Source organism: Rhodococcus sp. Q1, from assembly GCF_004153645.1.
Classification (GTDB): Bacteria; Actinomycetota; Actinomycetes; order Mycobacteriales; family Mycobacteriaceae; genus Rhodococcus; species Rhodococcus gordoniae.
On the sequence record NZ_SDMJ01000003.1, the window covers coordinates 118,309 to 141,388 of the forward strand.

A 23,080-nucleotide genomic window follows, 5' to 3' on the forward strand; every position below is an offset into this window, starting at 1 on the left:
CGTGTTCTGCGTCGTCCGAAGAAGGTGAGTTCCCCGTGTCCACCCGTGGTTCCGGCACGACCCGTCCCGGCAGGGACTCCGGTCTGGTGTTCGACACGCTCTCCCTGGGTCGCCGGCCCGGATCGATGCGTGCGGTCGAGCGGAAGGTGCCGTCACCGTCGCGCATCGGACTCGATCTCATCGCGATCGAAGAGGGGTCCGAGATCGACCTCGATCTCCGCATGGAGTCGGTGTCGGAGGGTGTCCTGGTCACCGGTACAGTTCGTGCGGACGCCGTGGGTGAGTGCTCGCGGTGCCTCGAATCGTTCGCCGAACCGGTGGACGTGTACCTCACCGAGCTGTTCGCCTACCCGAACAGCGTCACGGAGCAGACCACCGAGGACGACGAGGTGTACCGCGTCGAGAACGATCTGATCGATCTCGAACCGGTCCTCGTGAACGCGGTGGGCCTGGAACTTCCGTTGCAGCCGTTGTGTAGTGACGACTGTGCGGGATTGTGCCCCGAATGCGGCATTCGCCTGGCGATTGCGGAATCCGGGCACCGTCATGAGACAATGGATCCTCGCTGGGCTGGGTTGGCAGCCAAGTTCGGCGCGGGCTCCGAAGAACCCAGCAGTCAAATCGACAGCTCGAACAACGAGGAGAAGTAGACGTGGCCGTCCCCAAGCGCAGAATGTCGCGTTCCAACACCCGGTCGCGGCGCAGCCAGTGGAACACCACTGCGCCGACGCTCGTCACCTGCCCGAACCGGGGTTGCGGAGAGAAGAAGCTGCCTCACGTGGCGTGCCCGTCGTGTGGCACCTACAACGGCCGTCAGGTGACCGCGCCCGTCTAATCGGTACTCACGTGACGAGCAAGTCCCCCGAAACAGCTACCGAGGGCGGCGAAGAGAGCCATGAGTCTCTCCTCGCCGCCCTCGGCGTGCCTCTGGACGCAGAACTGCTGTCCTTGGCGCTCACCCATCGCTCGTACGCCTACGAGAACGGCGGGTTGCCCACCAACGAACGTCTCGAGTTCCTCGGCGATGCCGTCCTCGGGCTCGCGGTGACCGAGAAGCTCTATCTCACCCATCCGGACAAGTCCGAGGGCGAACTCGCCAAGATCCGCGCGAGCGTCGTCAACATGCACGCGCTCGCAGAGGTGGCGCGCGGCCTCGGAGAAGGCGGGCTCGGGGTGCATCTCCACCTCGGCAAAGGCGAGGAACTGACGGGCGGCCGCGACAAGGCCAGCATTCTCGCCGACGGGATGGAATCGCTCCTCGGTGCCGTCCATCTCGCGCACGGCATCGATGTCGCGCGCGAAGTGGTCCTGCGTCTGTTCGCCGACCTGCTCGAACGAGGCCCCCGGCTCGGTGCGGGCCTCGACTGGAAGACGAGTCTGCAGGAGCTCACCGCCGAACGTGGCCTCGGTGTTCCCGCCTACGAGATCACCGCCACCGGTCCCGATCACGACAAGGAATTCACTGCCACCGCTCTCATCGCCGGCAATCCCTACGGGACCGGTATCGGGCGCACCAAGAAGGAAGCCGAGCAGAAGGCCGCGTCGGCTGCGTGGAATGCGCTGACCGACGGCGACACTGCCGAAGCCGGAGCCCCCCGTGCACAGTCGGATGACGCCGCGCAGTCGGATGACGCCGCGCAGTCCGGATCCACCGAGGGCAACTGACCGCAGGTGCCGGAACTTCCCGAAGTCGAGGTGGTCCGTCGCGGACTCGACGCTCACGTCGTCGGCGCGACGGTGGATTCGGTGCAGGTGCTGCACCCCCGTGCCGTCCGCCGGCACGAACCCGGGCCGCGTGATCTCGCACTGCAGGTGACCGGTCAGAAGGTCGCCTCCGTCGAACGCCGCGGCAAGTACATGTGGCTGGTGCTCGAGCCGGCCGACCTGGCCCTCGTGGTGCACCTGGGGATGAGCGGGCAGATGCTCGTGCAGCCGCCGAGCGTCCCCGACGAGAAGCACCTGCGTATCCGCGCCGTCCTCGACAACGGCGCCGATCTGCGTTTCGTCGACCAGCGCACCTTCGGAGGCTGGGCCCTGGCGCCGCTCGTGGAGGTGGACGGCGATCGACTGCCGCTGCCGGTCGCGCACATCGCCCGCGACCCGATGGATCTCCGCTTCGACCCGGACGCGGTCGTGGCCGTGCTGCGCACCAAACACACGGAGATCAAGCGTGCGCTGCTCGACCAGACCGTCGTCTCCGGAATCGGCAACATCTACGCCGACGAAGCGCTTTGGCGCGCAAGGATTCACGGGAACCGGCCGACCGACGCGCTGTCGCGACCGAAACTCCGGTCGGCACTCGACGCTGCCACCGAAGTGATGGCCGAGGCGCTCGGACAGGGCGGTACGTCGTTCGACGCCCTCTACGTCAACGTCAACGGGGAGTCCGGTTACTTCGAACGCTCCCTGAACGTGTACGGGCGAGAGAACGAGCCGTGCCGGCGATGCGGCGCCCCGATCCGCCGTGAGAAATTCATGAACCGCTCGTCGTACAGTTGCCCGAAGTGTCAGCCCCGACCGAGAACGACCCGGTAGCGCACGCGCATACCGGGCTGTTCGGAGCAGTGTCGGTCAGATGTCGAAGAACACCGTCTCGGCACCGCCGTCCGGGGTGTCCTGCAGCCGGATGTCGATCGTGTACACGGTGCGGCCGTCGCGCTCGGAACGCGACGCGATGAGGGTGGTGCGCCTCACCTCCCATTCGATGCCCTTCAGGACGGGATCCTCGGCGTTGAGTTCGGTCTCGTCCTCGAAGTAGACCCGCGTGTGCAGCCCGAGGTTGATACCGCGCGCGAAGATCACCAGCAGGATGTGAGGTGCCGAGACGGATCCGTCGGGATTGGTGACGGCACCGGGCTTGATCGTCTCGATCGTGAACACGCCGGTCTCGAAGTCGCCGCCGGTGCGTCCCCAGCCTCGGAAGTCCGGATCGAGGTCCGTGTCCTGCTCGTCGTCGGGATGCGCGTACCGGCCGTGGGCGTTCGCCTGCCAGCTCTCGAGCAGCGCGTCGCGCACCGGGGTGCCGGTGCCGTCGATGACGCGGCCCTCCAACACGATCCGCTCGCCCTCGGTCTCGTCGGTGACGAGGACGTTGCCGAAGTTGTTGTCGAAGATGTCGAAGCCGGCCTGCTGCGGCGCCAGACCGATGTGGACGTAGGGACCGCCGGTCTGCGAAGGCGTCTCCGGGAAATGCGTGACCATCGGGCGGGGGAGGAGCGGGGGCACGGGCCGGTAGGGATCGGTGGGCAGGCTCATCGCGGGGCTCCCGGCAGGTCGGTGTTCTCGAAGAAGGTGGCGCGTCGCCCGCGCAGGGTGATGTCCCAGCGGTAGGCGCGCGCGTCGAACGGGGCGTTCGAGGCGGGATCCTCCTGGGCGATCAGGCTGCGGAGCTGGTCCACGGTCGGGATCGTCCGCGCGATCGGGCACTTCTCGATCAGCGGGTCGCCTTCGAAGTACAGCTGGGTGATCAGGCGCTGCGCCCATCCGCGGCCGAGGATCGACACGTGGATGTGCGCCGGGCGCCAGGCGTTGCGGCTGTTGCCCCACGGATAGGCGCCGGGCTTGATCGTCCGGAACCGGTAGTAGCCGTTCGCGTCCGTGAGCATCCGCCCGCAGCCGCCGAAGTTCGGATCGATGGGCGCGAGATAGGTGTCCTTCTTGTGGCGGTACCTGCCACCGGCGTTGGCCTGCCACACCTCGACGAGTGCACCCTCGACCGGATTGCCGAACTCGTCCTCGACGAAGCCGTGGACGATGATGCGTTCACCGATCGGCAGGCCGTCCTTCGAGAAGTTCAGGATCAGGTCGTTGTCGAGGGAGCCGAGCTCGTCGCTGCGGAAGACGGGGCCGGTGATCTCCGACAGGGTGGGCTTCGGCGTGATGAGCGCGTTCTTCGGTGCGCGCAGCACCGACGTGCGATAACCGGGAGTGAGCGCGGGTGGGTGCAGTGTGTGGTCGCGCTCGACGTATTCGCCGCTGGGCATGCGATCTCCGATCTCTGAGCGGTGAGGACCACCATATGGTGAAGAAAAACTCATGTAAATTGACAAAATTGCCGTTTATTCATAACTTCCGGTGATGCAATCCGACAGGGGTCTCTCCTCATCCGTGCCGGACCAGGCCCGACGGATCCGCCTCCGGCACCTCCGGTGCTTCGTGACCGTGGCGCGCGAAGGGCAGGTCGGACGCGCGGCCGAGCTGTTGCAGCTGAGCCAGCCGGCCGTCACGAAGACCCTCAACGAGCTCGAGGTGCTCGCCGGAGCGAAACTCCTCGACCGCGGCCGACACGGTGCGCGCCTCACCGCGGCGGGTCACCGCTTCCTGCGATACGCGCAGGACGTCACCACCTCATTGGACGCAGCGGTGGCCGCACTGGCGGGAGCGGCCGAACCCGCTCGCGAGCCGCTGCGGATCGGGGCCCTGCCCACCGTGGCCGGGTCCGTACTCCCCGAAGCTCTGGCGGAGTTGCGCCGCGTGCGCGCCGATCTGGACATCCGGATCCGCACCGACCCCAATGCCGTCCTGCTGTCGGCGCTGGCCGCCGGCGCCCTCGACGTCGCCCTCGGACGCATGGCCGAACCCTCCCGGATGGTCGGGCTGTCGTTCGAGCTCCTGTACGCCGAGACGCTGATCCTCGTCGTCCGGCCCGGCCATCCTCTCGCCGAGCGTTCCGCCTCGGTCACCGACGCACTCGAACACCCGCTGGTGGTCGCGACCCGCGGAACCGTGCCCCGCCACGCGACCGAGGCACTGTTCGAACGTCACGGCCTGCGACTGCCGGCCGGGCTGATCGAGACGCTCGATCTCGCTGTGGCCCGGGGGGTGGTCCGGCGCAGCGACGCGGTGTGGATCACCACGGAACGTGCGGCCCGCGACGACCTCGCCGACGGGGTGGTCCGGCGCCTGGACGTGCCCACCGCGGGCACCGTCGAGCCGATCGGAGTGCTGCGACGCAGTGCCGACGCGTCGTCCGCGGCGCTCGAGGATTTCGTGACCATCCTGCGCGCTGTCCCCGTCGACGGGGCATGGCAGGATTTCCCCCATGGCTGACCAGACTTCCGACCTTCCCGCCACCGAGCTGTGGGTCGAGCGCACCGGTACGCGTCGCTACACCGGCCGCAGCTCGCGCGGCGCCGAGGTACTCATCGGCTCGGAGAGCGTCGAGGGCGTCTTCACTCCGGGTGAGCTGCTCAAGATCGCACTCGCCGCCTGCTCCGGCATGAGCTCGGACTTCCCGTTGTCCCGCCGGCTCGGCGACGACTACGACGCGACGATCCGCGTCTCCGGAGCGGCGGACCGCGAGACCGAGGTCTATCCGCACCTCGAGGAGGAGATGATCCTCGACCTGTCGGAACTCGACGCCGACGCCCGCGACCGGCTCATCGCCCTCGTCGAACGCTCCGTCGACAAGGTGTGCACGGTGGGTCGCACCCTGAAGGCGGGCACGAAGATCTCGCTGGCGATCACCGCCGAGGATTGACCGATGAGCACCCCCGCAGGCATCGAACGGCTCACGGCGTGGGTGCACGGCCGCGTCCAAGGGGTCGGTTTCCGTTGGTTCACGCGTGCCCGCGCACTCGAACTCGGTCTCGTCGGGCATGCGACCAACCATCCCGACGGTCGCGTGATGGTCGTGGCCGAAGGCCCCCGGTCCGCGCTCGAACAGCTCCTCGCGTGGCTGCGATCCGGCGACACCCCCGGTGAGGTGCGGCTCGTCGTCGAATCGTGGGATCCGCCGCGAGGCGATCTCACCGGTTTCGTCGAGCGCTGATCTTCGTCCCGTCTCCCGTTCGCTCGGTATCCGCTCCGACCGAGTGGAAGCGGCCGGGTGGTGTGGGTCGGACCCGAACGTCCTGTACACGACCGGTTTCGGTGGCGCGGTCCGTACCGCGTACCCGGCGAAGGAGAACGGTCACAACCCGCCGGTAGAGTTCTCACCCATGTACCTCAAGAGTCTGACGTTGAAGGGCTTCAAGTCCTTCGCCTCGTCGACGACTCTGCGTTTCGAACCGGGCATCACCTGTGTGGTCGGACCCAACGGGTCCGGCAAGTCGAACGTCGTCGACGCACTCACCTGGGTGATGGGGGAGCAAGGTGCCAAAGCGCTGCGCGGCGGCAAGATGCAGGACGTCATCTTCGCCGGAACCACCGGGCGCCCGCCCCTCGGACGCGCCGAGGTCACGCTCACCATCGACAACTCCGACGGCGCGCTGCCCATCGAGTACTCCGAGGTCTCCGTCACCCGCCGCATGTTCCGCGACGGTGCGGGTGAATACGAGATCAACGGCAGTTCCTGCCGTCTCATGGACGTGCAGGAACTGTTGTCCGACTCCGGTATCGGCCGCGAGATGCACGTCATCGTCGGGCAGGGCCGTCTCGCCGCGATTCTCGAATCCCGCCCGGAGGACCGGCGCGCCTTCATCGAGGAGGCCGCCGGCGTCCTCAAGCACCGCAAGCGCAAGGAAAAGGCGCTGCGCAAGCTCGACTCCATGCAGGCCAACCTCGCCCGCCTCACCGACCTCACCGCCGAACTGCGCCGTCAGCTCAAACCGCTCGGCCGGCAGGCCGAGGTCGCGCGTCGCGCCCAGACCATCCAGGCCGACCTCCGCGATGCGCGGTTGCGCCTTGCCGCCGACGACCTCGTCACCCGCCGAGCCGAACTCGCCGGGCACGACGAGCAGGAAAAGATGGTCCGGGAGCGCCTCGACACCGTTCTCGCGGCGTTCGACGACGCGAACGCCGAACTCGCCCGTCACGAACAAGCTCTCGCGCAGCTCACGCCGGGAGCCGAAGCGGCGTCGCAGACCTGGTTCCGCCTGTCGGCCCTCGCCGAGCGCGTCTCGGCGACCGTGCGGGTCGCGCAGGAACGCGCACGGCACCTGCACGCCGAACCCGAGGACCGCTCCGGTCAGGATCCGGACGAGATGGAGGCCCGCGCCGATCGGATCGCCGCCGAAGAGGCGGAACTGATCGAGGCGGTCGAGATCGCGCACGGAGCCCTCGAAGCGGCCCGCGAACAACTCGCCGCGCAGGAGGAGTCCGCGGCCGCCGCCGAACGCGCGCATCTCGCCGCGGTCCGTGCCGTCGCCGATCGGCGCGAGGGCCTCGCGCGCCTCGCCGGCCAGGTCGACACGATGCGGACCCGGGCCGAATCGATCGACGCCGAGATCGCGCGCCTGACCGTGGCCATCGAGGAGGCCCGGCTGCGTGGCGTCGAGGCCCAGGCCGAGTTCGAGACCGCTCAGGCGCGCATCGACGATCTCGACGCCGGCGAAGTCGACGCCGACGCCCAGCACGAACGAGCGCTCGAAGCACAGCGACTCGCCGACGAACGGGTCGCCGAACTCCAGCAGGCCGAACGCGCCGCGGGTAAGGAGGTCGCGTCCCTCGGCGCCCGCATCGAGGCCCTCTCGATGGGACTCGAACGCACCGACGGTGCGGCCTGGCTGATCGACACGCGCTCCGGCGACGGACTCGTGGGCCGATTGGCCGACCGGCTGCGGGTGGCTCCGGGATACGAGGCCGCCGTCGCGGCGGCCTTCGGCGCGGCAGCCGACGCGCTCGAGGTGGAGTCGGCCGATGCGGCGGTCGCGGCGGTCGCCGCGCTGGTGGAGGCCGATCAGGGAAGGGTCGCGTTCGTCCATCCGGGCCCCGCCGCTCCCGCCGACACCGGCGGCCTGCCGGCCGGTGCCCGATGGCTCCGCGAGGTCGTCGAGTGTCCCGCCGACCTCCGCGGGGGCGTCGACGGCCTGCTGGCCCGCACCGTCGTGGTCGACGACCTGCGCACCGCCCTGGACGTCTGCGCGACCCGGCCCGGCCTGCGCGCCGTGACGCGCGGGGGAGACCTCGCCGGCGCGGGTTGGGTGGTCGGCGGTTCCCACCGTGCCCCGAGCACTCTCGAGATCCAGGCGGCGATCGACACCTCCCGGGCCGGTCTCGAACAGGCCGAACGCCGCTCCGAGGAACTGGCCGCAGCCCTGGCAGGCGCCCTCGCGGAGCAGGCCGAACGCGCCGAATACGTCGAGCAGACCCTCGCCGCGCTCAACGAATCCGACGCCGCGATGTCCGCCGTCTACGAGCAACTCGGCCGTCTCGGTCAGGCGGCACGCACTGCCCATGCCGAATCCGGCCGACTCGCGGCCCAGCGCGCCGAAGCCGAGAAGGAACGTGACGCGGCGCGCGAGAAGCTGGTGGAGCTCGAGGAGCGACTGCGTCTGGCCGAGGACGACTCGGCCGGGACCGGCGACGGAGCCGGGACCGAGCACACGGCCGCCGAACGGGAGATGGCCGCAGCCGCTCTCGCCGAGGTGCGGGCCGTCGAGGTCGACGCGCGACTCGCGGCGCGCACGGCCGAGGAACGCGCCGAAGCGCTTCGGGGCAAAGCGGATTCGCTCCGTCGCGCGGCGCAGGCCGAACGCGAGGCCCGCGCTCGTGCCGAACGCGCTCGCGTCGCGCGACGGCAGGCCGCGGCCGTCGCCGCTGCGGTGGCCGAATCAGGGCAGCGACTCGCCGAACAACTCGAGGTGGCCGTGGTGACGGCACTCGCCCAGCGCGACGACCTGAACCGGCGCCGCGCCGAATGCGCCGAGCAACTCGAACGGGCCCGCGAACTCGTCCGCGAACTGTCGGCGCAGCGCGACCAGCTCACCGACGCGGTGCATCGTGACGAAGTGGCCCGGGCGCAGGCCTCGCTCCGGATCGAGCAACTCGAACAGACCATCCTCGAGCAGCACGGCATCGCCCTCGACGACCTCGTGGCCGAGTACGGCCCCGACGTGCCGCTGCCGCCGACGCCGCTGGAGATGGCCGAGTACGAGCAGGCCCGCGAACGCGGCGAACAGGTGGTCGCTCCGCAGCCGATGCCGTACGACCGGGCCGCTCAGGAGCGGCGGGCCAAACGCGCCGAGAAGGATCTCGCGACGCTCGGGCGTGTCAACCCGCTCGCGCTGGAGGAGTTCGCGGCCCTCGAGGAGCGGTACAACTTCCTGTCCACCCAGCTCGAGGACGTCAAGGGTGCCCGCAAGGACCTGCTCGCCGTCGTCGAAGAGGTCGACGCGCGGATCCTGCAGGTGTTCACGGAGGCGTACGCCGACGTCGAGCGCGAGTTCGAACAGGTCTTCGCGAAGTTGTTCCCCGGCGGTGAGGGACGGCTGGTGCTCACCGACCCGAGCGACATGCTCACCACCGGCATCGAGGTCGAGGCCCGCCCGCCGGGCAAGAAGGTCAAGCGGCTGTCGCTGCTGTCGGGTGGCGAGAAGTCGCTCACCGCCGTGGCGATGCTGGTCGCCATCTTCCGGGCGCGACCGTCACCCTTCTACGTCATGGACGAGGTGGAGGCCGCGCTCGACGACACCAACCTCCGGCGGTTGATCGGGCTTTTCGAGCAGCTGCGCGAGAAGTCCCAACTCATCGTCATCACGCACCAGAAACCGACGATGGAGGTCGCCGACGCGCTGTACGGCGTGAGTATGCGGGGCGACGGCATCACCCGGGTCATCTCGCAACGCCTGCGCGGACGCGCGATCGCGACACCGGTCCCCGAACCGGAGGAAGAGCTCCAGGCCTGACAGTATGGGTGCGTGAGTACCGGAGCCTGGATAGTCATCGCCGCCGCGCTGGCGGTCGTTCTCGTCGCGCTCGTCGTCGGCCTGACCCTCTACCGTCGGCGGCAGGTGTCGCTCAAGGCGCCCGAGACCCCGCAGCTCGATTCCGCAGAGACCAAGGACCGCTCCGGCGGTTACAAGGCGCAGAGCGGATTCAATTTCTCGCAGGGGACGGCCGCCCCTCCGGCGCCGGCACCCCGGCCGGCGCCGAAGCCCGCACCGAAACCCGAGCCGGCGCCTCGTACCGTGCCGCTGCCGGAGGAGATCACCGAAGCTCCGCCGAGCGCCCCTGCGGAGCCGAAGGTCGCACCTCCGAAGGTCGAACCGAAACCTGAGCCGACGGTCGAACCGAAGCCTGAGCCGACGGTCGAACCGAAGCCTGAGCCGACGGTCGAACCGAAGCCGGCAGAGCCGAAGCCGGTCGAACCCGAGCCGGTCGAGCCCGAGGTCGTCCCGGCACCGGAGCGACCCGCTCCCGAACCCGTCGAGCCCGAGGTCGTCCCCGCGCCGACGCCGGAACCGGAAGTCGCGCCGACGCCGGAACCCGCTACGGAGGCGGTCGTCGAGCCGGAGGTGCTGCCCGCACCCGCAGAACCGGCCGGGCCGGCAGCTGTTCCCCCGGCCGCCCCGATCGAGGAGATCGAACCCACCGCGGGTCGCCTGGTGCGCCTGCGCGGCCGTCTGGCCCGTTCCCAGTCGGCGGTCGGCAAGAGCCTGCTCGGTCTGCTCGGCGGCGGCGACCTCGACGAGGACTCCTGGGAGGAGATCGAGGACACGCTGCTCGTCGCGGACCTCGGTGCCGCCACGACGACGAAGATCGTCGACCGTCTGCGTGAGGAGATGGCGGTGAGCAACGTGCGCAGCGAGGCCGACGCCCGGGCTGTGCTGCGCAGCGTGCTCGTCGACGAACTCCGTCCGGAGCTCGACCGTTCCATCCGGGCGCTCCCGCACGAGGACCATCCCGCGGTTCTCCTCGTCGTCGGCGTCAACGGCACCGGCAAGACCACGACGACCGGCAAGCTCGCGCGCGTGCTCGTCGCCGACGGACGACGGGTGCTGCTCGGTGCCGCCGACACCTTCCGTGCCGCGGCCGCCGACCAGCTCCAGACCTGGGCCGAGCGTGTGGGTGCCGAGGTCGTCCGCGGCAAGGAGGCCGCCGATCCCGCCGCGGTCGCGTTCGATGCCGTGGCGAAGGGCATCGACAACGGGGTCGACGCCGTCCTCGTCGACACCGCCGGACGCCTCCACACCAAGACCGGCCTGATGGACGAACTCGGCAAGGTCAAGCGCGTCGTCGAGAAGAAGGCCGCCGTCGACGAGGTGCTGCTGGTCCTCGACGCGACGATCGGCCAGAACGGTCTGATGCAGGCCCGCGTGTTCGCCGACGTCGTCGACATCACCGGGGTGGTGCTCACCAAGCTCGACGGCACCGCCAAGGGCGGCATCGTCTTCCAGGTGCAGCACGAGCTCGGCGTCCCGGTCAAGCTCGTCGGTCTCGGTGAGGGCGCCGACGATCTCGCTCCGTTCGAACCCGAGGCGTTCGTCGACGCTCTGCTCGGCTGATCCGTCCCGGGTCCTCCGGCCGCTGTCCGCTCGTGCGGACAGCGGCCGGTTTCGTCGGCGGGGTGCTGTGTCCGAAGTGTGAAACAAGGATGAAACAAGGTCGGTTCCTGCGTTCACGCCCATGAAACAGCGCGGCGCCTCCACGGAAACATCCGGGCAGCAAGCTTTCCCTCGACAACGTGCCGATCGGCGCGGCCTACAGGGAGGTTGCAAGTGGAGGAAGTGGTGAACACAGGCGACGCGGCGTGGATGCTGATGGCTGCGTCCCTCGTGCTGCTGATGACCCCGGGCCTGGCGTTCTTCTACGGTGGGATGTCCCGGTCCAAGTCCGTGCTGAACATGATGATGATGTCGTTCGGGTCCATGGCGGTCATCGCGGTGATCTACGTCCTGTGGGGCTGGTCGATGTCCTACGGAACCCAGAACGTGCTCGGCATCTTCGCGAACCCGTTCGAGCAGTTCGGTCTGCAGGGCGCCATCTACGGCGAGGACGGGGAATTCCTCGCCGGTCTCGGCAACTACCCGCAGATCATCGATATCGGTTTCCAGGTGACCTTCGCGATCATCACCACCGCGCTGATCAGCGGTGCGCTGGCCGAGCGCGTCAAGTTCGGTACGTGGATGGCGTTCGCGGCGATCTGGGTGACCTGCGCCTACTTCCCGCTCGCCCACATGGTGTGGGGTGGCGGTCTGCTGTCGGGTTCCGAGGACAGCATCGCAGCCGCACTGTTCGGCACCGTCGACGACGGCGGAGAGGTCGTCGCTTCGGTGGCCCCGATCGACTTCGCCGGCGGCACGGTCGTCCACATCAATGCCGGTATCGCGGCTCTCGTCCTGGCGATCGTCATCGGCAAGCGCGCCGGCTTCGGACGCACCGCCTTCCGCCCGCACAATCTGCCGTTCGTCATGCTCGGCGCCGCACTGCTGTGGTTCGGATGGTTCGGCTTCAACGCCGGTTCGGCATTCGCGGCCGACGGCCTCGCAGGCCTGGCCTGGGTCAACACCACCACGGCCACCGCTGCCGCCATCCTCGGCTGGCTCCTCACCGAGCGCATCCGTGACGGCAAGGCCACCAGCCTCGGTGCCGCGTCCGGTGCCGTCGCCGGTCTCGTGGCCGTCACGCCCGCTGCCGGCTCGCTGAGCCCGGTCGGATCGATCGCCCTCGGTGTCGTCGCCGGCGTCCTGTCCGCCCTCGCCGTGGGCCTGAAGTACAAGTTCGGTTACGACGACTCGCTGGACGTCGTGGGTGTCCACCTCGTGTCCGGCCTGTGGGGGACGGTCGCCATCGGCTTCCTCGGCACCGAGACCGGATTGTTCTACGGTGGCGACTACAAGCAGCTCGTCATCCAGATCGTCATCGCAGTCGTCGCCCTGGTGTTCACCGCGATCGTCACCGCCGTGATCGCCTTCGCACTCAAGCCGATGGGCTGGCGTGTGAGCGACGAAGAAGAGGCCCGCGGTATCGACGAAGCCGAACATGCGGAATCCGCATACGACTTCGCGCCGGCTCTCAAGTGATAAGAAGACCACGACAGCGAGCAGGGATGACAGCGGCCAGCGGGCTCTGGGAAGGATGAGGAAATGAAGCTGATCACGGCGATCATCAAGCCGTTCACGCTCGAGGACGTCAAGGCGGGCCTGGAGCAGGCCGGAGTGCTCGGAATGACCGTCAGCGAGGTGCAGGGGTACGGCCGCCAGAAGGGCCACACCGAGGTCTACCGCGGGGCGGAGTACTCCGTCGACTTCGTCCCCAAGGTCCGGGTGGAGGTCGTCGTGGACGACTCCGTTGTCGACAAGGTCGTCGAGACCATCGTCGAGGCGTCCCGTACCGGGAAGATCGGCGACGGCAAGGTGTGGGTCACCCCCGTGGAAGGTGTGGTCCGGGTCCGTACCGGAGAACGAGGTTCGGATGCGCTCTGACCCCCAGGGGTCCGACTCTCGAGGCCCTGATCCCGCTGCGTCGGCAGTGGGGTCGGGGCCTTCGGTGTCCTCGGCCCGCACGCCCGCACCCGCGGGAGCCGCCGATCTCACGGCAGCCCGTGACGCCCTGCTCTCCGGCGGCCCCCGCAGCCGCCGCCTCGACACCGTGGCCCTGCGTCACGCCCTGGTGGACCTGCACGAATTCTGGTTGACGACGAAGGGCTCCGAACTCGGCATCAGGCGCGAGGGCGGTTTCGCCATCGTCGCGGTGGGGGGCCTCGGTCGTCGCGAGATGCTCCCGTACTCGGACCTCGACCTCATCCTTCTCCACGACGACATGGCGCCGGCCGTCGTGTCGAAGGTTGCCGACCAGCTCTGGTACCCGCTGTGGGACGCGCACATCAAGCTCGACCACAGTGTCCGGACGGTGCCCCAGGCCCTGCAGGTGTTCTCCTCCGATCTCACGGCCGCGCTGGGGATGCTCGAGGCGCGGCACATCGCGGGCGACGCCCAGCTGAGCAATCTCCTCATCGGCGGCGTACGACGTCAGTGGCGGACCGGCATCCGGTCCCGCTTCGACGAACTCATCGAGATGACCGAGGGGCGATGGCAGCGCAGCGGGCAGATCGCCCACCGAGCCGAACCCGACCTCAAGAGCGGTCGCGGCGGGTTGCGGGACGTGCAGTTACTCAATGCCCTGTCCGTTGCGCAGCTCACCGACGGCATGCCGGGGCTCGGACCGGACGTCCCCGGTGGTGGCCTCGCGGCCGCCCACCGGCGACTGCTCGACGTACGCACCGAACTGCACCGCGTCGCCGGTCGCTCCCGCGACCAGTTGCGTGCGCAGGACGCGGACGAGATCGCCGCGGCATTGCGGATCGGCGACCGCTTCGATCTCGCCCGGGTGCTCACCGAATCGGCCCGTACCATCAGCTATTCCGTGGATGTCGGTCTGCGCACCGCGGCCAACTCGCTGCCGCGGAAAGGTCTGTCGCGGCTGCGTCGCGGACCGGTGCGGCGTCCCCTCGACGAAGGGGTCGTCGAGCACGGGGGAGAGGTGGCCCTCGCGCGGGACGCGCATCCGCGTCGGGATCCGGGTCTGACCACGCGAGTCGCTGCGGCGGCCGCACAGGCCGGTCTGCCGGTCTCGGCGGCCACCCTCACCCGGCTCGCCGATCACGCCCCGGAACTGCGGGAACCCTGGCCTCGCGAAGCCCTCGACGACTTCCTGGTGCTGCTCGGTTCGGGGCGTCGTGCGGTCGACGTCATCGAGTCGCTGGACCGGACCGGACTGTGGGGACGCCTGCTCCCCGAATGGGGCGCGGTACGCGACCTGCCGCCGCGTGACGCCGTCCACACGTGGACCGTCGACCGGCACCTCGTCGAGACCGCCGTCTACGCGAGCGAACTGACCACGCGGGTCGCCCGTCCGGACCTGCTCGTGCTCGGGGCGTTGCTGCACGACATCGGCAAGGGGCGCGGCGGCGATCACAGCGTGGTCGGTGCGGAGCTGACCTTGCAGATCGGGCGGCGGATGGGAGTGTGGCCCTCGGATCTGGCGCTGCTCACCGCGATGGTGCGGCACCACCTGCTCCTGCCGCACACCGCGACCCGGCGCGACCTCGACGATCCGGAGACGGTCGCGGCGGTGGTCGAGGCCCTCGACGGCGATCCGGTGCTGCTCGACCTCCTCCACGCCCTGGCCGAAGCGGATTCCCAGGCCACCGGCCCGGGGGTCTGGGGCGACTGGAAGGCGTCGCTGATCCGGGAACTCGTGCGCCGCTGCCGGATGATGATGGCGGGCGACGAGCTGCCCGCGCCGGATCCGATCGATCCCGTCCTCGCGAACCTCGCCGAGGACGGTGCCCTGCACGTCGCACTCGAACCGCGTGAGGACGGCCGCAGCTTCACGGCGACCTTCCTCGCCCCCGACGAGAGGGGTGTGCTCTCCGACGAGGCCGGGGTGCTCTCGCTGCACGGTCTGCGCGTGCTGTCGGCCTCCATCGGCAGCCACGCAGGCAGCACGGTCAACACGTTCGTGGTGGCCCCGAGGTTCGGCTCACCGCCCGAGGCGGCACTGCTCCGGCAGGAACTCGTGCGGGCGCGATCCGGCGACCTGGATCTGCTCGGTGCGCTCGAGGCCAAGGACCGCGCCGAACGCGAGAGTCGCCTTCCCGAACGAACGGCCCGGGCGGTCCCCGTCGGCGCCGCGCTCGCGCCGCCGCGGATCATCTGGTTCGACGGGTTCGAGTCGGACCAGGTGGTGCTCGAGATCCGCTCGGAGGACCGGATCGGTCTGCTGTGCCGTCTCGCGGACGTCTTCGAGCGTGTCGGGGCCGACGTGCGGTGGGCGCGGGTGAGCACACTGGGTTCGACCGTGATCGACTCGTTCTGTGTCGATCTCGCCGGCGCCCACACCCGTGTCTCCCGGGAACATCTCGAACGGGAACTCCTCTCCGTCCTGCCCGCTCCCGGACCTGCCGCGCCCGCCGGCGCATCGTGACCGCGCGGGTGGCCCGCCGCACGGCGTGGCCACCCGCGGCCGCGACGGATCGCGAACGGTTACCCTGGTTCGCAGCATTGTCCGCATCTTCGTCAGAGCTCAGGAGCGCATTCGGTGTTCGAATCCCTTTCCGACAGGTTGACAGGGGTCCTGAAGGACCTGCGCGGCAAGGGGCGGCTGTCCGACGCGGACATCGACGCGACCTGCCGCGAGATCCGGCTCGCCCTGCTCGAGGCCGACGTCGCACTGCCCGTCGTGCGCGAGTTCATCAAGAAGATCAAGGTGCGCGCCAAGGGTGCCGAGGTGCACGGCGCGCTCAACCCGGCCCAGCAGGTCGTCAAGATCGTCAACGAGGAACTCGTCGGGATCCTCGGTGGCGAGACCCGGCGGTTGCAGTTCGCGAAGACCCCGCCGACGGTCATCATGCTCGCCGGTCTGCAGGGTGCCGGTAAGACCACCCTCGCGGGCAAGCTCGCGAAGTGGCTCAAGGCGCAGGGGCACACGCCCATGCTGGTCGCCTGCGACCTGCAGCGTCCCGGCGCGGTCACCCAGCTGCAGGTGGTCGGCGAGCGGGCCGGCGTGACGGTCTTCGCTCCCCACCCCGGCACGTCCGTCGGCGGCGGCGAGAACGAGCTCGGTGTCACGGCTGCCGACCCGATCGCCGTGGCCGAGCAGGGTATCGCCGAGGCGCGCACCAAGCAGTACGACGTGGTCATCGTCGACACCGCCGGTCGCCTCGGTATCGACCAGGAACTCATGGCGCAGGCCGCGGGCATCCGCGACGCCGTGCAGCCCGACGAGGTGCTCTTCGTCCTCGACGCGATGATCGGTCAGGACGCCGTGAGCACCGCCGAGGCGTTCCGCGAGGGCGTCGGCTTCACCGGCGTGGTACTCACCAAGCTCGACGGCGATGCCCGCGGTGGTGCCGCGCTCAGCGTCCGTGAGCTCACCGGCCAGCCGATCATGTTCGCGTCCACCGGTGAGAAGCTCGAGGACTTCGACGTCTTCCACCCCGAGCGCATGGCCAGCCGCATCCTCGGTATGGGCGACGTACTCACCCTGATCGAGCAGGCCGAGCAGGTCTTCGACGCCGAGCAGGCCGAGGCCACCGCCAACAAGATCGGTTCCGGCGAGCTCACCCTCGAGGACTTCCTCGAGCAGATGATGGCCGTGCGCAAGATGGGGCCCATCGCCAACCTCCTCGGCATGCTGCCCGGGGCCGGGCAGATGAAGGACGCCCTCGCCAACGTCGACGAGAAACAGCTCGACCGCATCCAGGCGATCATCCGCGGCATGACGCCGGAGGAGCGCGCCAACCCGAAGATCATCAACGGCTCGCGAAGGTTGCGTATCGCCAACGGTTCCGGCGTGAAGGTCTCCGACGTCAACCAGCTCGTCGACCGGTTCTTCGAGGCCCGGAAGATGATGACCGCGATGGCCGGCCAGATGGGCATGCCCGGTGCGCGCAGGAACCAGCGCAAGAAGGGCAAGAAGGGGAAGAAGGGCGGTCGCGGACCGACGCCGCCGAAGGTGCGGGGCGGTATGCCCGGCGGCTTCCCCGGTCTGCCGGGTGGCATGCCGGCCGGAATGCCCGACCTGTCGAAGATGCCGAAGGGGCTCGACGAGTTGCCTCCGGGTCTGGAGAACTTCGACCTGTCGAAGCTGAAGTTCCCCAAGAACTGAGCCGGGCCCGGGACGACAGTCTTGCGCCTGTGACAGCGCAACCGCGAGGCGTGCGCGGGGTCACCGGGTGCCGGTTTCGTCCTGGCTCGCGCGTCTGGCAGAATGGTTCGCTGTCGTCGCATCCGGTTACGTACCGCGCGGCGGTCACAGGTTGGTGGCAAAACCGGGCGTGCCAGAAGGGCGCGTCGTCCGAATTGCACGTGACACGCGCCTCGGCGCACCCCGAAGGAGAAACAGCAGTGGCTGTCAAGATCAAGCTCACCCGTCTCGGCAAGATCCGCAACCCGCAGTACCGCGTGGTCATCGCGGACTCGCGCACCCGTCGCAACGGCCGGGCGATCGAGACCATCGGCAAGTACCACCCGAAGGAAGAGCCCTCGCTGATCGAGATCGACTCGGAGCGTGCGCAGTACTGGCTGGCCGTCGGCGCGCAGCCGACCGAGCCGGTCCTCAACCTCCTCAAGATCACGGGTGACTGGCAGAAGTTCAAGGGTCTGCCGGGCGCCGAGGGCACCCTGAAGAAGGCGGAGGCCAAGCCGTCCAAGCTCGAGCTGTTCCAGGCTGCTCTCGCGCAGGCCGAGAACGAGCCGGCTGCCGAGGCCGTCACGCCCAAGAAGAAGAAGGCTGCCAAGGAAGAGTCCGCCGAGGCGTCCACCGAGGCCGAGTCCACCGAGGCCGCCGAGTAATGAGCGCCGTGGTCGCCGATGCCGTCGAGCATCTCGTTCGTGGAATCGTCGCCCATCCCGACGACGTCCGCGTCGACCTGATCGCGGGCCGTCGGGGCCGCACCGTCGAGGTGCACGTCAATCCCGACGACCTCGGCAAGGTCATCGGCCGGGGCGGTCGCACCGCGACCGCTCTGCGGACCCTCGTCACCGGAATCGGTGGCCGGGGTATCCGTGTCGACGTCGTCGACACCGACCGCTAGGCGAGCGTCGATGGAGCTCGTCGTGGGCCGTGTGGCCAAATCGCACGGCATTCGAGGCGAAGTCGTCGTCGAGGTTCGCACCGACGAACCCGAGGAGCGCTTCGCCGTCGGCACGGTCCTGCGCGGCCGCAAGCCTCGCGACAAGCACCTGCACGAGTACACAGTGGAAGCCGCCCGGGAACACTCCGGGCGGCTTCTGCTGCGCCTGCAGGGCATCGACGGTCGCGACGCGGCCGACGCAGTGCGCGGGGTGCTGTTCGTCGTCGACAGCGCCGATCTGCCTCCGTCCGACGATCCGGACGAGTTCTACGACCACGAACTCGAAGGCTTGACGGTGCGGATCGTCGGCGGTCGCCCCGACGGCGGCACCGAGATCGGCACCGTCCGCGAGGTCCTGCACACCGCGGCAGGCGAACTGCTGTCGATCCGTCCTGCCGGGCAGGAGCGCGGAGAGCTGCTGATCCCGTTCGTCACCGAGATCGTGCCGACGGTGTCGGTCCGCGAGGGTGTCATCGAGATCGATCCGCCCGACGGTCTGCTCGACCCCGATTTCGGCGAACCCCCGTCCAAGAAGAAGTCGAGCGAGGGGAAGCAGTAGTCCGTGCGGCTCGACGTCGTCACCATCTTTCCCGAATATCTCGAACCTCTGCGCGTCGCGCTGCTCGGCAAAGCGATCGACAAGGGGTTGATCTCCGTCGGTGTGCACAACCTGCGCGACTGGACGCACGACGTGCACAAGGCCGTCGACGATTCGCCCTACGGCGGCGGACCGGGCATGGTCATGAAACCCACGGTGTGGGGGCCGGCGCTCGACGACGTGCTGGCAGGTCCCGACGGCGAGACCGATCCCGAGGTGCTGCTCGTCGTTCCGACCCCCGCCGGTCGCCGCTTCGATCAGGCCACCGCGCAACGCTGGTCGCAGGAGAAGCGGATCGTCTTCGCGTGCGGACGGTACGAGGGTATCGATCAGCGCGTGTTCGACGATGCCGCGCGGCGCGTGCGCGTCGAAGAGGTGAGCATCGGCGACTACGTCCTCATCGGCGGTGAGGTCGCCGTGCTCGTCATGGTCGAGGCGGTCGTCCGGCTGCTGCCCGGTGTGCTCGGCAATCAGCAGTCACACCAGGAGGATTCGTTCTCCGACGGGCTTCTCGAGGGCCCGAGCTACACCCGGCCGGCAGTGTGGCGCGATCTCGAGGTGCCGCCGGTGCTGATGTCCGGCGACCACGGCAAGGTCGCTCGCTGGCGCCACGAGCAGTCGCTGGAGCGCACCCGTGAGCGGCGCCCCGATCTGCTCCCGTCCGACGACTGACGCCGGATCGGTCCGCTCTCAGGGGCGATGGGCGGTTCCGAGGGTCGTCTCGACCGCCAGCGTGACCGTCTCGCGCGCGTGCTGCGCGCTGCCGTCGTCGGTCGCGTCGTAGAGCGCCGTGTCGGGCAGGAATCCCGTCTCGTACAAGGGATCCGACTCGTCGTAGGTGACGGCTTCCCGTGCGGCCACCACGACCACGAACCGGTGGTCGGCGCCGAGGAAACCCGTGGACAGATGGAGCCATTCACCGGCCAGACAGCACATCCACCCCTGTTTCACGCCCAGATCGGTGGAGTCGCCGACGCCCTCGGGGAGCCCGAAGCTCTGGTCGTATCCGTCGACACCCTCGTCGGTGTACTCCGACAGGTGGCCGACGATCCGGGCAGCACTCTCCTCGCCCGACGCGCTGTCGCCGAGCAGATCGTCGTACCAGGTCAGAATGTCCGACGCCGTCGTGGTCGTGTTCCACCACCAGGACTCCGGGTCCGGGGGAGTCGTACCGGTCAGATTGTGCCGTTCCACGGCATGCTCGACGATCTCGGGACCGCCGTAGGCCTCCCACAGAACCGTCGCGGCGTTGTCGTCCGACGACCGCAGCATCGAACGGATCAATTCCCGGTCCTCGTCGGCGAGCGTCACCTCGCCCACCGCCTCGCGGTACAGGACCTCCTCGGCGATGAACAGCTTCACCGTAGAGGCCGTCTCGAAGGGTTCGTCCGATCCGCCGACGACGCGGGTCCCGGATTCACGGTCGAGCACGGCGACGGTGAGGCGCGCTCCCCGGCTGTCGGCGAGCGCGACGGCGGCGTCGATCTGTCGGGGGAGCTCGGCCGTCGACAGCGAGACGTTGCGCTCGTCGAGACCGGCGTCCGCGATCGAGGCGAGGCCGAGCGCCTCGTGCGGGAGCGGATGGGGATCCATGGAATCGCAGCCGGATACGGCCAGTGTGGCGGCCGTGCACAGCATCATCGCGCCCGATCGTGCGCGTCCGCGTGTGCGCTTCATTTCCGGTCCCTGCATTCCATTGTGCTGTGGACAATAGCGCCGGTCCACTCGGGATCCTGCAGGGACCCCATGCGGTCACGGGCGCGGGGCGCCCCGTGCGGTCACGGGCGCGGCCGGGGAAGGCAACTGTAGGGTCGTTCGACGTGACGACCCAACTCGACACCGTGAACCGGCGGATCGCTCAGGAACTCGACGTCCGCGAAGACCAGGTCGCTGCGGCCGTGGGTCTGCTCGACGGAGGTGCGACCGTGCCGTTCGTCGCGCGCTACCGCAAGGAGGCGACCGGCGGGCTCGACGACGCCCAGTTGCGCACCCTCGAGGAACGCCTCCGTTATCTGCGCGAACTCGACGAGCGCCGCACCGCGATCCTCGAGTCGATCGAGACGCAGGGCAAGCTCGACGACGCGCTGCGTGGCCAGATCATGCTCGCCGACACCAAGGCTCGGCTCGAGGACATCTACCTGCCGTTCAAGCCGAAGCGGCGTACCAAGGCGCAGATCGCCCGTGAGGCCGGTCACGAACCCGTCGCCGACGCGCTCATCGGTGATCCCACCACCGATCCCGCCGGGTACACGCCCGAGCAGCTCGACGGTGCGCGCGCCATCCTCGTCGAGCGTTTCGCCGAGGACGCCGATCTCGTCGGCGAACTGCGTGAGGCGATGTGGACGCGCGGCAAGGTGACCTCCACCGTGCGTTCCGGCAAGGAGATCGACGGCGCGAAGTTCTCCGACTACTTCGAGTTCTCCGAGCCGTTCACCCAGCTCCCCTCGCACCGCATCCTCGCCCTCCTGCGCGGGGAGAAGGAGGAGGTGCTCTCGTTGTCACTCGATCCCGAGGCCGACGAGACCGTCCCCGGCGAACGTAGCTACTACGAGGGACGGATCGCCACCCGTTTCGGCATCGCCCACGAGGGGCGCCCCGCCGACACGTGGCTCCTCGACACCGTCCGGTGGGCATGGCGTACCAAGCTGCAGATGTCGCTCGCACTCGACATCCGGATGCGGCTGCGGCAGTCCGCGGAAAAGGACGCGGTCGACGTGTTCGCCGCGAACCTCAAGGATCTGTTGCTCGCTGCCCCGGCCGGCACCCGCCCGACGATGGGCCTCGACCCCGGTTACCGCACCGGGACGAAGGTCGCGGTCGTCGACGCGACCGGCAAGGTCGTCGACCACACCACCATCTATCCGCATCAGCCCCACAACAAGCGCGACGAGGCCCTCGCGGTGCTCGCCGCGTTGGTCGCGCGGCACGGTGTCGAACTGATCGCGATCGGCAACGGCACGGCGTCGCGTGAGACCGACGCTCTCGCAACCGAACTCGTCTCCCTGGCGAAGGTGCCCGGGCTGACCAAGATCGTGGTGTCGGAGGCGGGAGCGTCCGTCTACTCGGCCTCGGAGTACGCCACCAAGGAGCTTCCGGACCTCGACGTGTCCATCCGCGGTGCGGTCTCCATCGCGCGCCGCCTGCAGGACCCGCTCGCCGAACTCGTGAAGATCGACCCGAAGTCGATCGGTGTCGGCCAGTACCAGCACGACGTGTCCGAGACGATGCTCGCGCGGTCGCTCGGCGCGGTGGTCGAGGACGCGGTGAACGCCGTCGGCGTCGACGTCAACACCGCGTCGGTTCCGCTGCTGGCCCGCGTCTCCGGCATCACGGGTTCTCTGGCCGACAGCATCGTCGCCCACCGCGACCAGCACGGTCCGTTCCGTGCGCGGACCGCACTCAAGGACGTTCCGCGTCTCGGCCCCAAGGCCTTCGAGCAGTGCGCGGGCTTCCTGCGCATCCCCAGCGGCGACGATCCGCTCGACGCGTCCGCGGTGCACCCCGAGGCGTACCCCGTGGTGCGCCGGATCGTCGACCGGACCGGCAGGAGCGTCCGCGAACTCCTCGGCAACACCGCCACCCTGCGGAAGCTGCGGCCGGACGAATTCGCCGACGACCGCTTCGGTGTCCCGACCGTCACCGACATCATCTCCGAACTCGAGAAGCCCGGCCGCGACCCGCGTCCCGAGTTCAAGACCGCGACCTTCGCAGCCGGTGTCGAGAAGGTCGCCCACCTGAAGCCCGGCATGGTCCTCGAGGGCGTGGTCACCAATGTCGCGGCGTTCGGCGCGTTCGTCGACGTCGGAGTGCACCAGGACGGCCTCGTCCATGTCTCCGCGATGTCGCGCAGCTTCGTGAAGGATCCACACGACGTCGTCCGATCCGGCGAGGTCGTCAAGGTGAAGGTCCTCGAGGTCGACGTCGCCCGCCAACGCATCGGTCTGACACTGCGACTCGACGACGAGATCCCCGCGCCGGACGCCGAGAAATCCGGAGATCAGCCGCGCGGAGGTGCCCGGCGGTCAGCGAACCGGAGCGGGGGGAACCAGGGCAGCGGGCGGGGCCGGAACGGTCAGGGCAAGCGTGACCAGCAGGGCCGGGGCGGCGACCGCCGTTCGGCACCTGCCGCGTCCGGGTCGATGGCCGACGCGCTGCGACGCGCCGGTTTCGGCAACAACTGACCCGAATCACCGGGTCACTCCTGCAATGCTGTGGACATGAATCCACGGTGGCCGGGGTGATCC

The 23,080-nt window shown here is 69.1% G+C and carries 21 protein-coding genes; 18 read left to right on the forward strand and 3 right to left on the reverse strand.

Annotated elements, in window-relative coordinates:
• Positions 1-35: 35 nt before the first annotated feature.
• The 4 genes from EQ874_RS09035 to mutM are packed head-to-tail and all read left to right on the forward strand — an operon-like array spanning position 36 to position 2,535.
• Positions 36-650, forward strand: a complete 615-nt coding sequence (locus EQ874_RS09035; protein ID WP_016934182.1) for a DUF177 domain-containing protein — start codon at positions 36-38, stop codon at positions 648-650.
• Between the two features lie 2 nt (positions 651-652).
• Entirely contained in the window at positions 653-835 is a 183-nt protein-coding gene (gene rpmF, locus EQ874_RS09040) for a 50S ribosomal protein L32 (protein WP_006551208.1), read from the forward strand.
• Positions 836-846: 11 nt separating this feature from the next.
• On the forward strand, positions 847-1,665 hold the full coding sequence (rnc, locus tag EQ874_RS09045) for a ribonuclease III (protein ID WP_064063354.1): 819 nt from the start codon (positions 847-849) through the stop codon (positions 1,663-1,665).
• Between the two features lie 6 nt (positions 1,666-1,671).
• A complete protein-coding gene (gene mutM, locus EQ874_RS09050) occupies positions 1,672-2,535 on the forward strand; it encodes a bifunctional DNA-formamidopyrimidine glycosylase/DNA-(apurinic or apyrimidinic site) lyase (protein ID WP_064063355.1) in 864 nt (287 codons plus the stop codon).
• 36 nt (positions 2,536-2,571) lie between these two features.
• Here mutM and pcaG read toward each other — a convergent pair whose 3' ends face one another.
• Positions 2,572-3,255, reverse strand: a complete 684-nt coding sequence (pcaG, locus tag EQ874_RS09055) for a protocatechuate 3,4-dioxygenase subunit alpha (RefSeq protein WP_129976576.1) — start codon at positions 3,253-3,255, stop codon at positions 2,572-2,574.
• On the reverse strand, positions 3,252-3,983 hold the full coding sequence (gene pcaH / locus EQ874_RS09060) for a protocatechuate 3,4-dioxygenase subunit beta (RefSeq protein WP_129976577.1): 732 nt from the start codon (positions 3,981-3,983) through the stop codon (positions 3,252-3,254). Before pcaH ends, pcaG begins: the two co-directional genes overlap by 4 nt.
• A 94-nt stretch (positions 3,984-4,077) precedes the next feature.
• Between pcaH and EQ874_RS09065 the strand changes: the two genes are divergently transcribed.
• The 13 genes from EQ874_RS09065 to trmD all read left to right on the forward strand — a co-directional run bounded on the left by EQ874_RS09065 (position 4,078) and on the right by trmD (position 19,508).
• Entirely contained in the window at positions 4,078-5,049 is a 972-nt protein-coding gene (locus EQ874_RS09065) for a LysR substrate-binding domain-containing protein (protein WP_129976578.1), read from the forward strand.
• Entirely contained in the window at positions 5,042-5,479 is a 438-nt protein-coding gene (locus EQ874_RS09070) for an OsmC family protein (RefSeq protein ID WP_016933288.1), read from the forward strand. Before EQ874_RS09065 ends, EQ874_RS09070 begins: the two co-directional genes overlap by 8 nt.
• A 3-nt stretch (positions 5,480-5,482) precedes the next feature.
• The gene (locus EQ874_RS09075) at positions 5,483-5,770 is read left to right on the forward strand and encodes an acylphosphatase (RefSeq protein ID WP_064063359.1); all 288 of its coding nucleotides are present in this window, start codon (positions 5,483-5,485) and stop codon (positions 5,768-5,770) included.
• A 169-nt stretch (positions 5,771-5,939) separates the two neighbouring features.
• A complete protein-coding gene (smc, locus tag EQ874_RS09080; RefSeq protein WP_129976579.1) occupies positions 5,940-9,566 on the forward strand; it encodes a chromosome segregation protein SMC in 3,627 nt (1,208 codons plus the stop codon).
• 12 nt (positions 9,567-9,578) lie between these two features.
• Positions 9,579-11,165 (forward strand): signal recognition particle-docking protein FtsY, encoded by a 1,587-nt coding sequence (gene ftsY, locus EQ874_RS09085; protein ID WP_129976580.1) that lies wholly within the window; start codon positions 9,579-9,581, stop codon positions 11,163-11,165.
• 213 nt (positions 11,166-11,378) lie between these two features.
• Positions 11,379-12,683 (forward strand): ammonium transporter, encoded by a 1,305-nt coding sequence (locus tag EQ874_RS09090; RefSeq protein ID WP_016932808.1) that lies wholly within the window; start codon positions 11,379-11,381, stop codon positions 12,681-12,683.
• Positions 12,684-12,746: 63 nt separating this feature from the next.
• Complete coding sequence (locus EQ874_RS09095; RefSeq protein WP_016932809.1) at positions 12,747-13,085, forward strand: P-II family nitrogen regulator; 339 nt, start codon at positions 12,747-12,749, stop codon at positions 13,083-13,085.
• Entirely contained in the window at positions 13,075-15,588 is a 2,514-nt protein-coding gene (locus EQ874_RS09100) for a [protein-PII] uridylyltransferase (protein ID WP_165369228.1), read from the forward strand. The genes EQ874_RS09095 and EQ874_RS09100 overlap by 11 nt, the downstream gene beginning before the upstream one ends.
• A gap of 114 nt (positions 15,589-15,702) precedes the next feature.
• Positions 15,703-17,271, forward strand: coding sequence for a signal recognition particle protein (gene ffh / locus EQ874_RS09105; RefSeq protein WP_064063364.1), 1,569 nt, complete (start codon positions 15,703-15,705; stop codon positions 17,269-17,271).
• 239 nt (positions 17,272-17,510) lie between these two features.
• Entirely contained in the window at positions 17,511-17,957 is a 447-nt protein-coding gene (rpsP, locus tag EQ874_RS09110; protein WP_064063365.1) for a 30S ribosomal protein S16, read from the forward strand.
• Positions 17,957-18,199 carry an RNA-binding protein gene (locus EQ874_RS09115; RefSeq protein ID WP_006550954.1) on the forward strand — a complete coding sequence of 81 codons (243 nt, stop codon included), beginning with the start codon at positions 17,957-17,959 and terminating at the stop codon, positions 18,197-18,199. Before rpsP ends, EQ874_RS09115 begins: the two co-directional genes overlap by 1 nt.
• 10 nt (positions 18,200-18,209) lie before the next feature.
• Positions 18,210-18,797: a ribosome maturation factor RimM gene (gene rimM, locus EQ874_RS09120; protein WP_129976582.1), complete on the forward strand. Its 588-nt coding sequence runs from the start codon at positions 18,210-18,212 to the stop codon at positions 18,795-18,797.
• 3 nt (positions 18,798-18,800) lie between these two features.
• On the forward strand, positions 18,801-19,508 hold the full coding sequence (gene trmD, locus EQ874_RS09125) for a tRNA (guanosine(37)-N1)-methyltransferase TrmD (protein WP_016932814.1): 708 nt from the start codon (positions 18,801-18,803) through the stop codon (positions 19,506-19,508).
• Positions 19,509-19,526: 18 nt separating this feature from the next.
• Here the strand turns inward: trmD and EQ874_RS09130 are convergent, their stop codons facing one another.
• A complete protein-coding gene (locus EQ874_RS09130) occupies positions 19,527-20,513 on the reverse strand; it encodes a hypothetical protein (RefSeq protein WP_242496700.1) in 987 nt (328 codons plus the stop codon).
• 143 nt (positions 20,514-20,656) lie between these two features.
• On the opposite strand from EQ874_RS09130, the gene EQ874_RS09135 reads away from it, so the two are divergent.
• Complete coding sequence (locus EQ874_RS09135; RefSeq protein WP_129976584.1) at positions 20,657-23,017, forward strand: Tex family protein; 2,361 nt, start codon at positions 20,657-20,659, stop codon at positions 23,015-23,017.
• Positions 23,018-23,080: the final 63 nt, after the last annotated feature.

Coding starts and splice junctions, on each gene's coding strand:
- pcaG (WP_129976576.1), bottom strand. CDS start 3,255: ATGAGCCTGCCCACCGATCCCTACCGGCCCGTGCCCCCGCTCCTCCCC.
- pcaH (WP_129976577.1), bottom strand. CDS start 3,983: ATGCCCAGCGGCGAATACGTCGAGCGCGACCACACACTGCACCCACCC.
- EQ874_RS09065 (WP_129976578.1), top strand. CDS start 4,078: ATGCAATCCGACAGGGGTCTCTCCTCATCCGTGCCGGACCAGGCCCGA.
- EQ874_RS09070 (WP_016933288.1), top strand. CDS start 5,042: ATGGCTGACCAGACTTCCGACCTTCCCGCCACCGAGCTGTGGGTCGAG.
- EQ874_RS09075 (WP_064063359.1), top strand. CDS start 5,483: ATGAGCACCCCCGCAGGCATCGAACGGCTCACGGCGTGGGTGCACGGC.
- smc (WP_129976579.1), top strand. CDS start 5,940: ATGTACCTCAAGAGTCTGACGTTGAAGGGCTTCAAGTCCTTCGCCTCG.
- EQ874_RS09095 (WP_016932809.1), top strand. CDS start 12,747: ATGAAGCTGATCACGGCGATCATCAAGCCGTTCACGCTCGAGGACGTC.
- EQ874_RS09100 (WP_165369228.1), top strand. CDS start 13,075: ATGCGCTCTGACCCCCAGGGGTCCGACTCTCGAGGCCCTGATCCCGCT.
- EQ874_RS09115 (WP_006550954.1), top strand. CDS start 17,957: ATGAGCGCCGTGGTCGCCGATGCCGTCGAGCATCTCGTTCGTGGAATC.
- rimM (WP_129976582.1), top strand. CDS start 18,210: ATGGAGCTCGTCGTGGGCCGTGTGGCCAAATCGCACGGCATTCGAGGC.
- EQ874_RS09130 (WP_242496700.1), bottom strand. CDS start 20,513: ATGAAGCGCACACGCGGACGCGCACGATCGGGCGCGATGATGCTGTGC.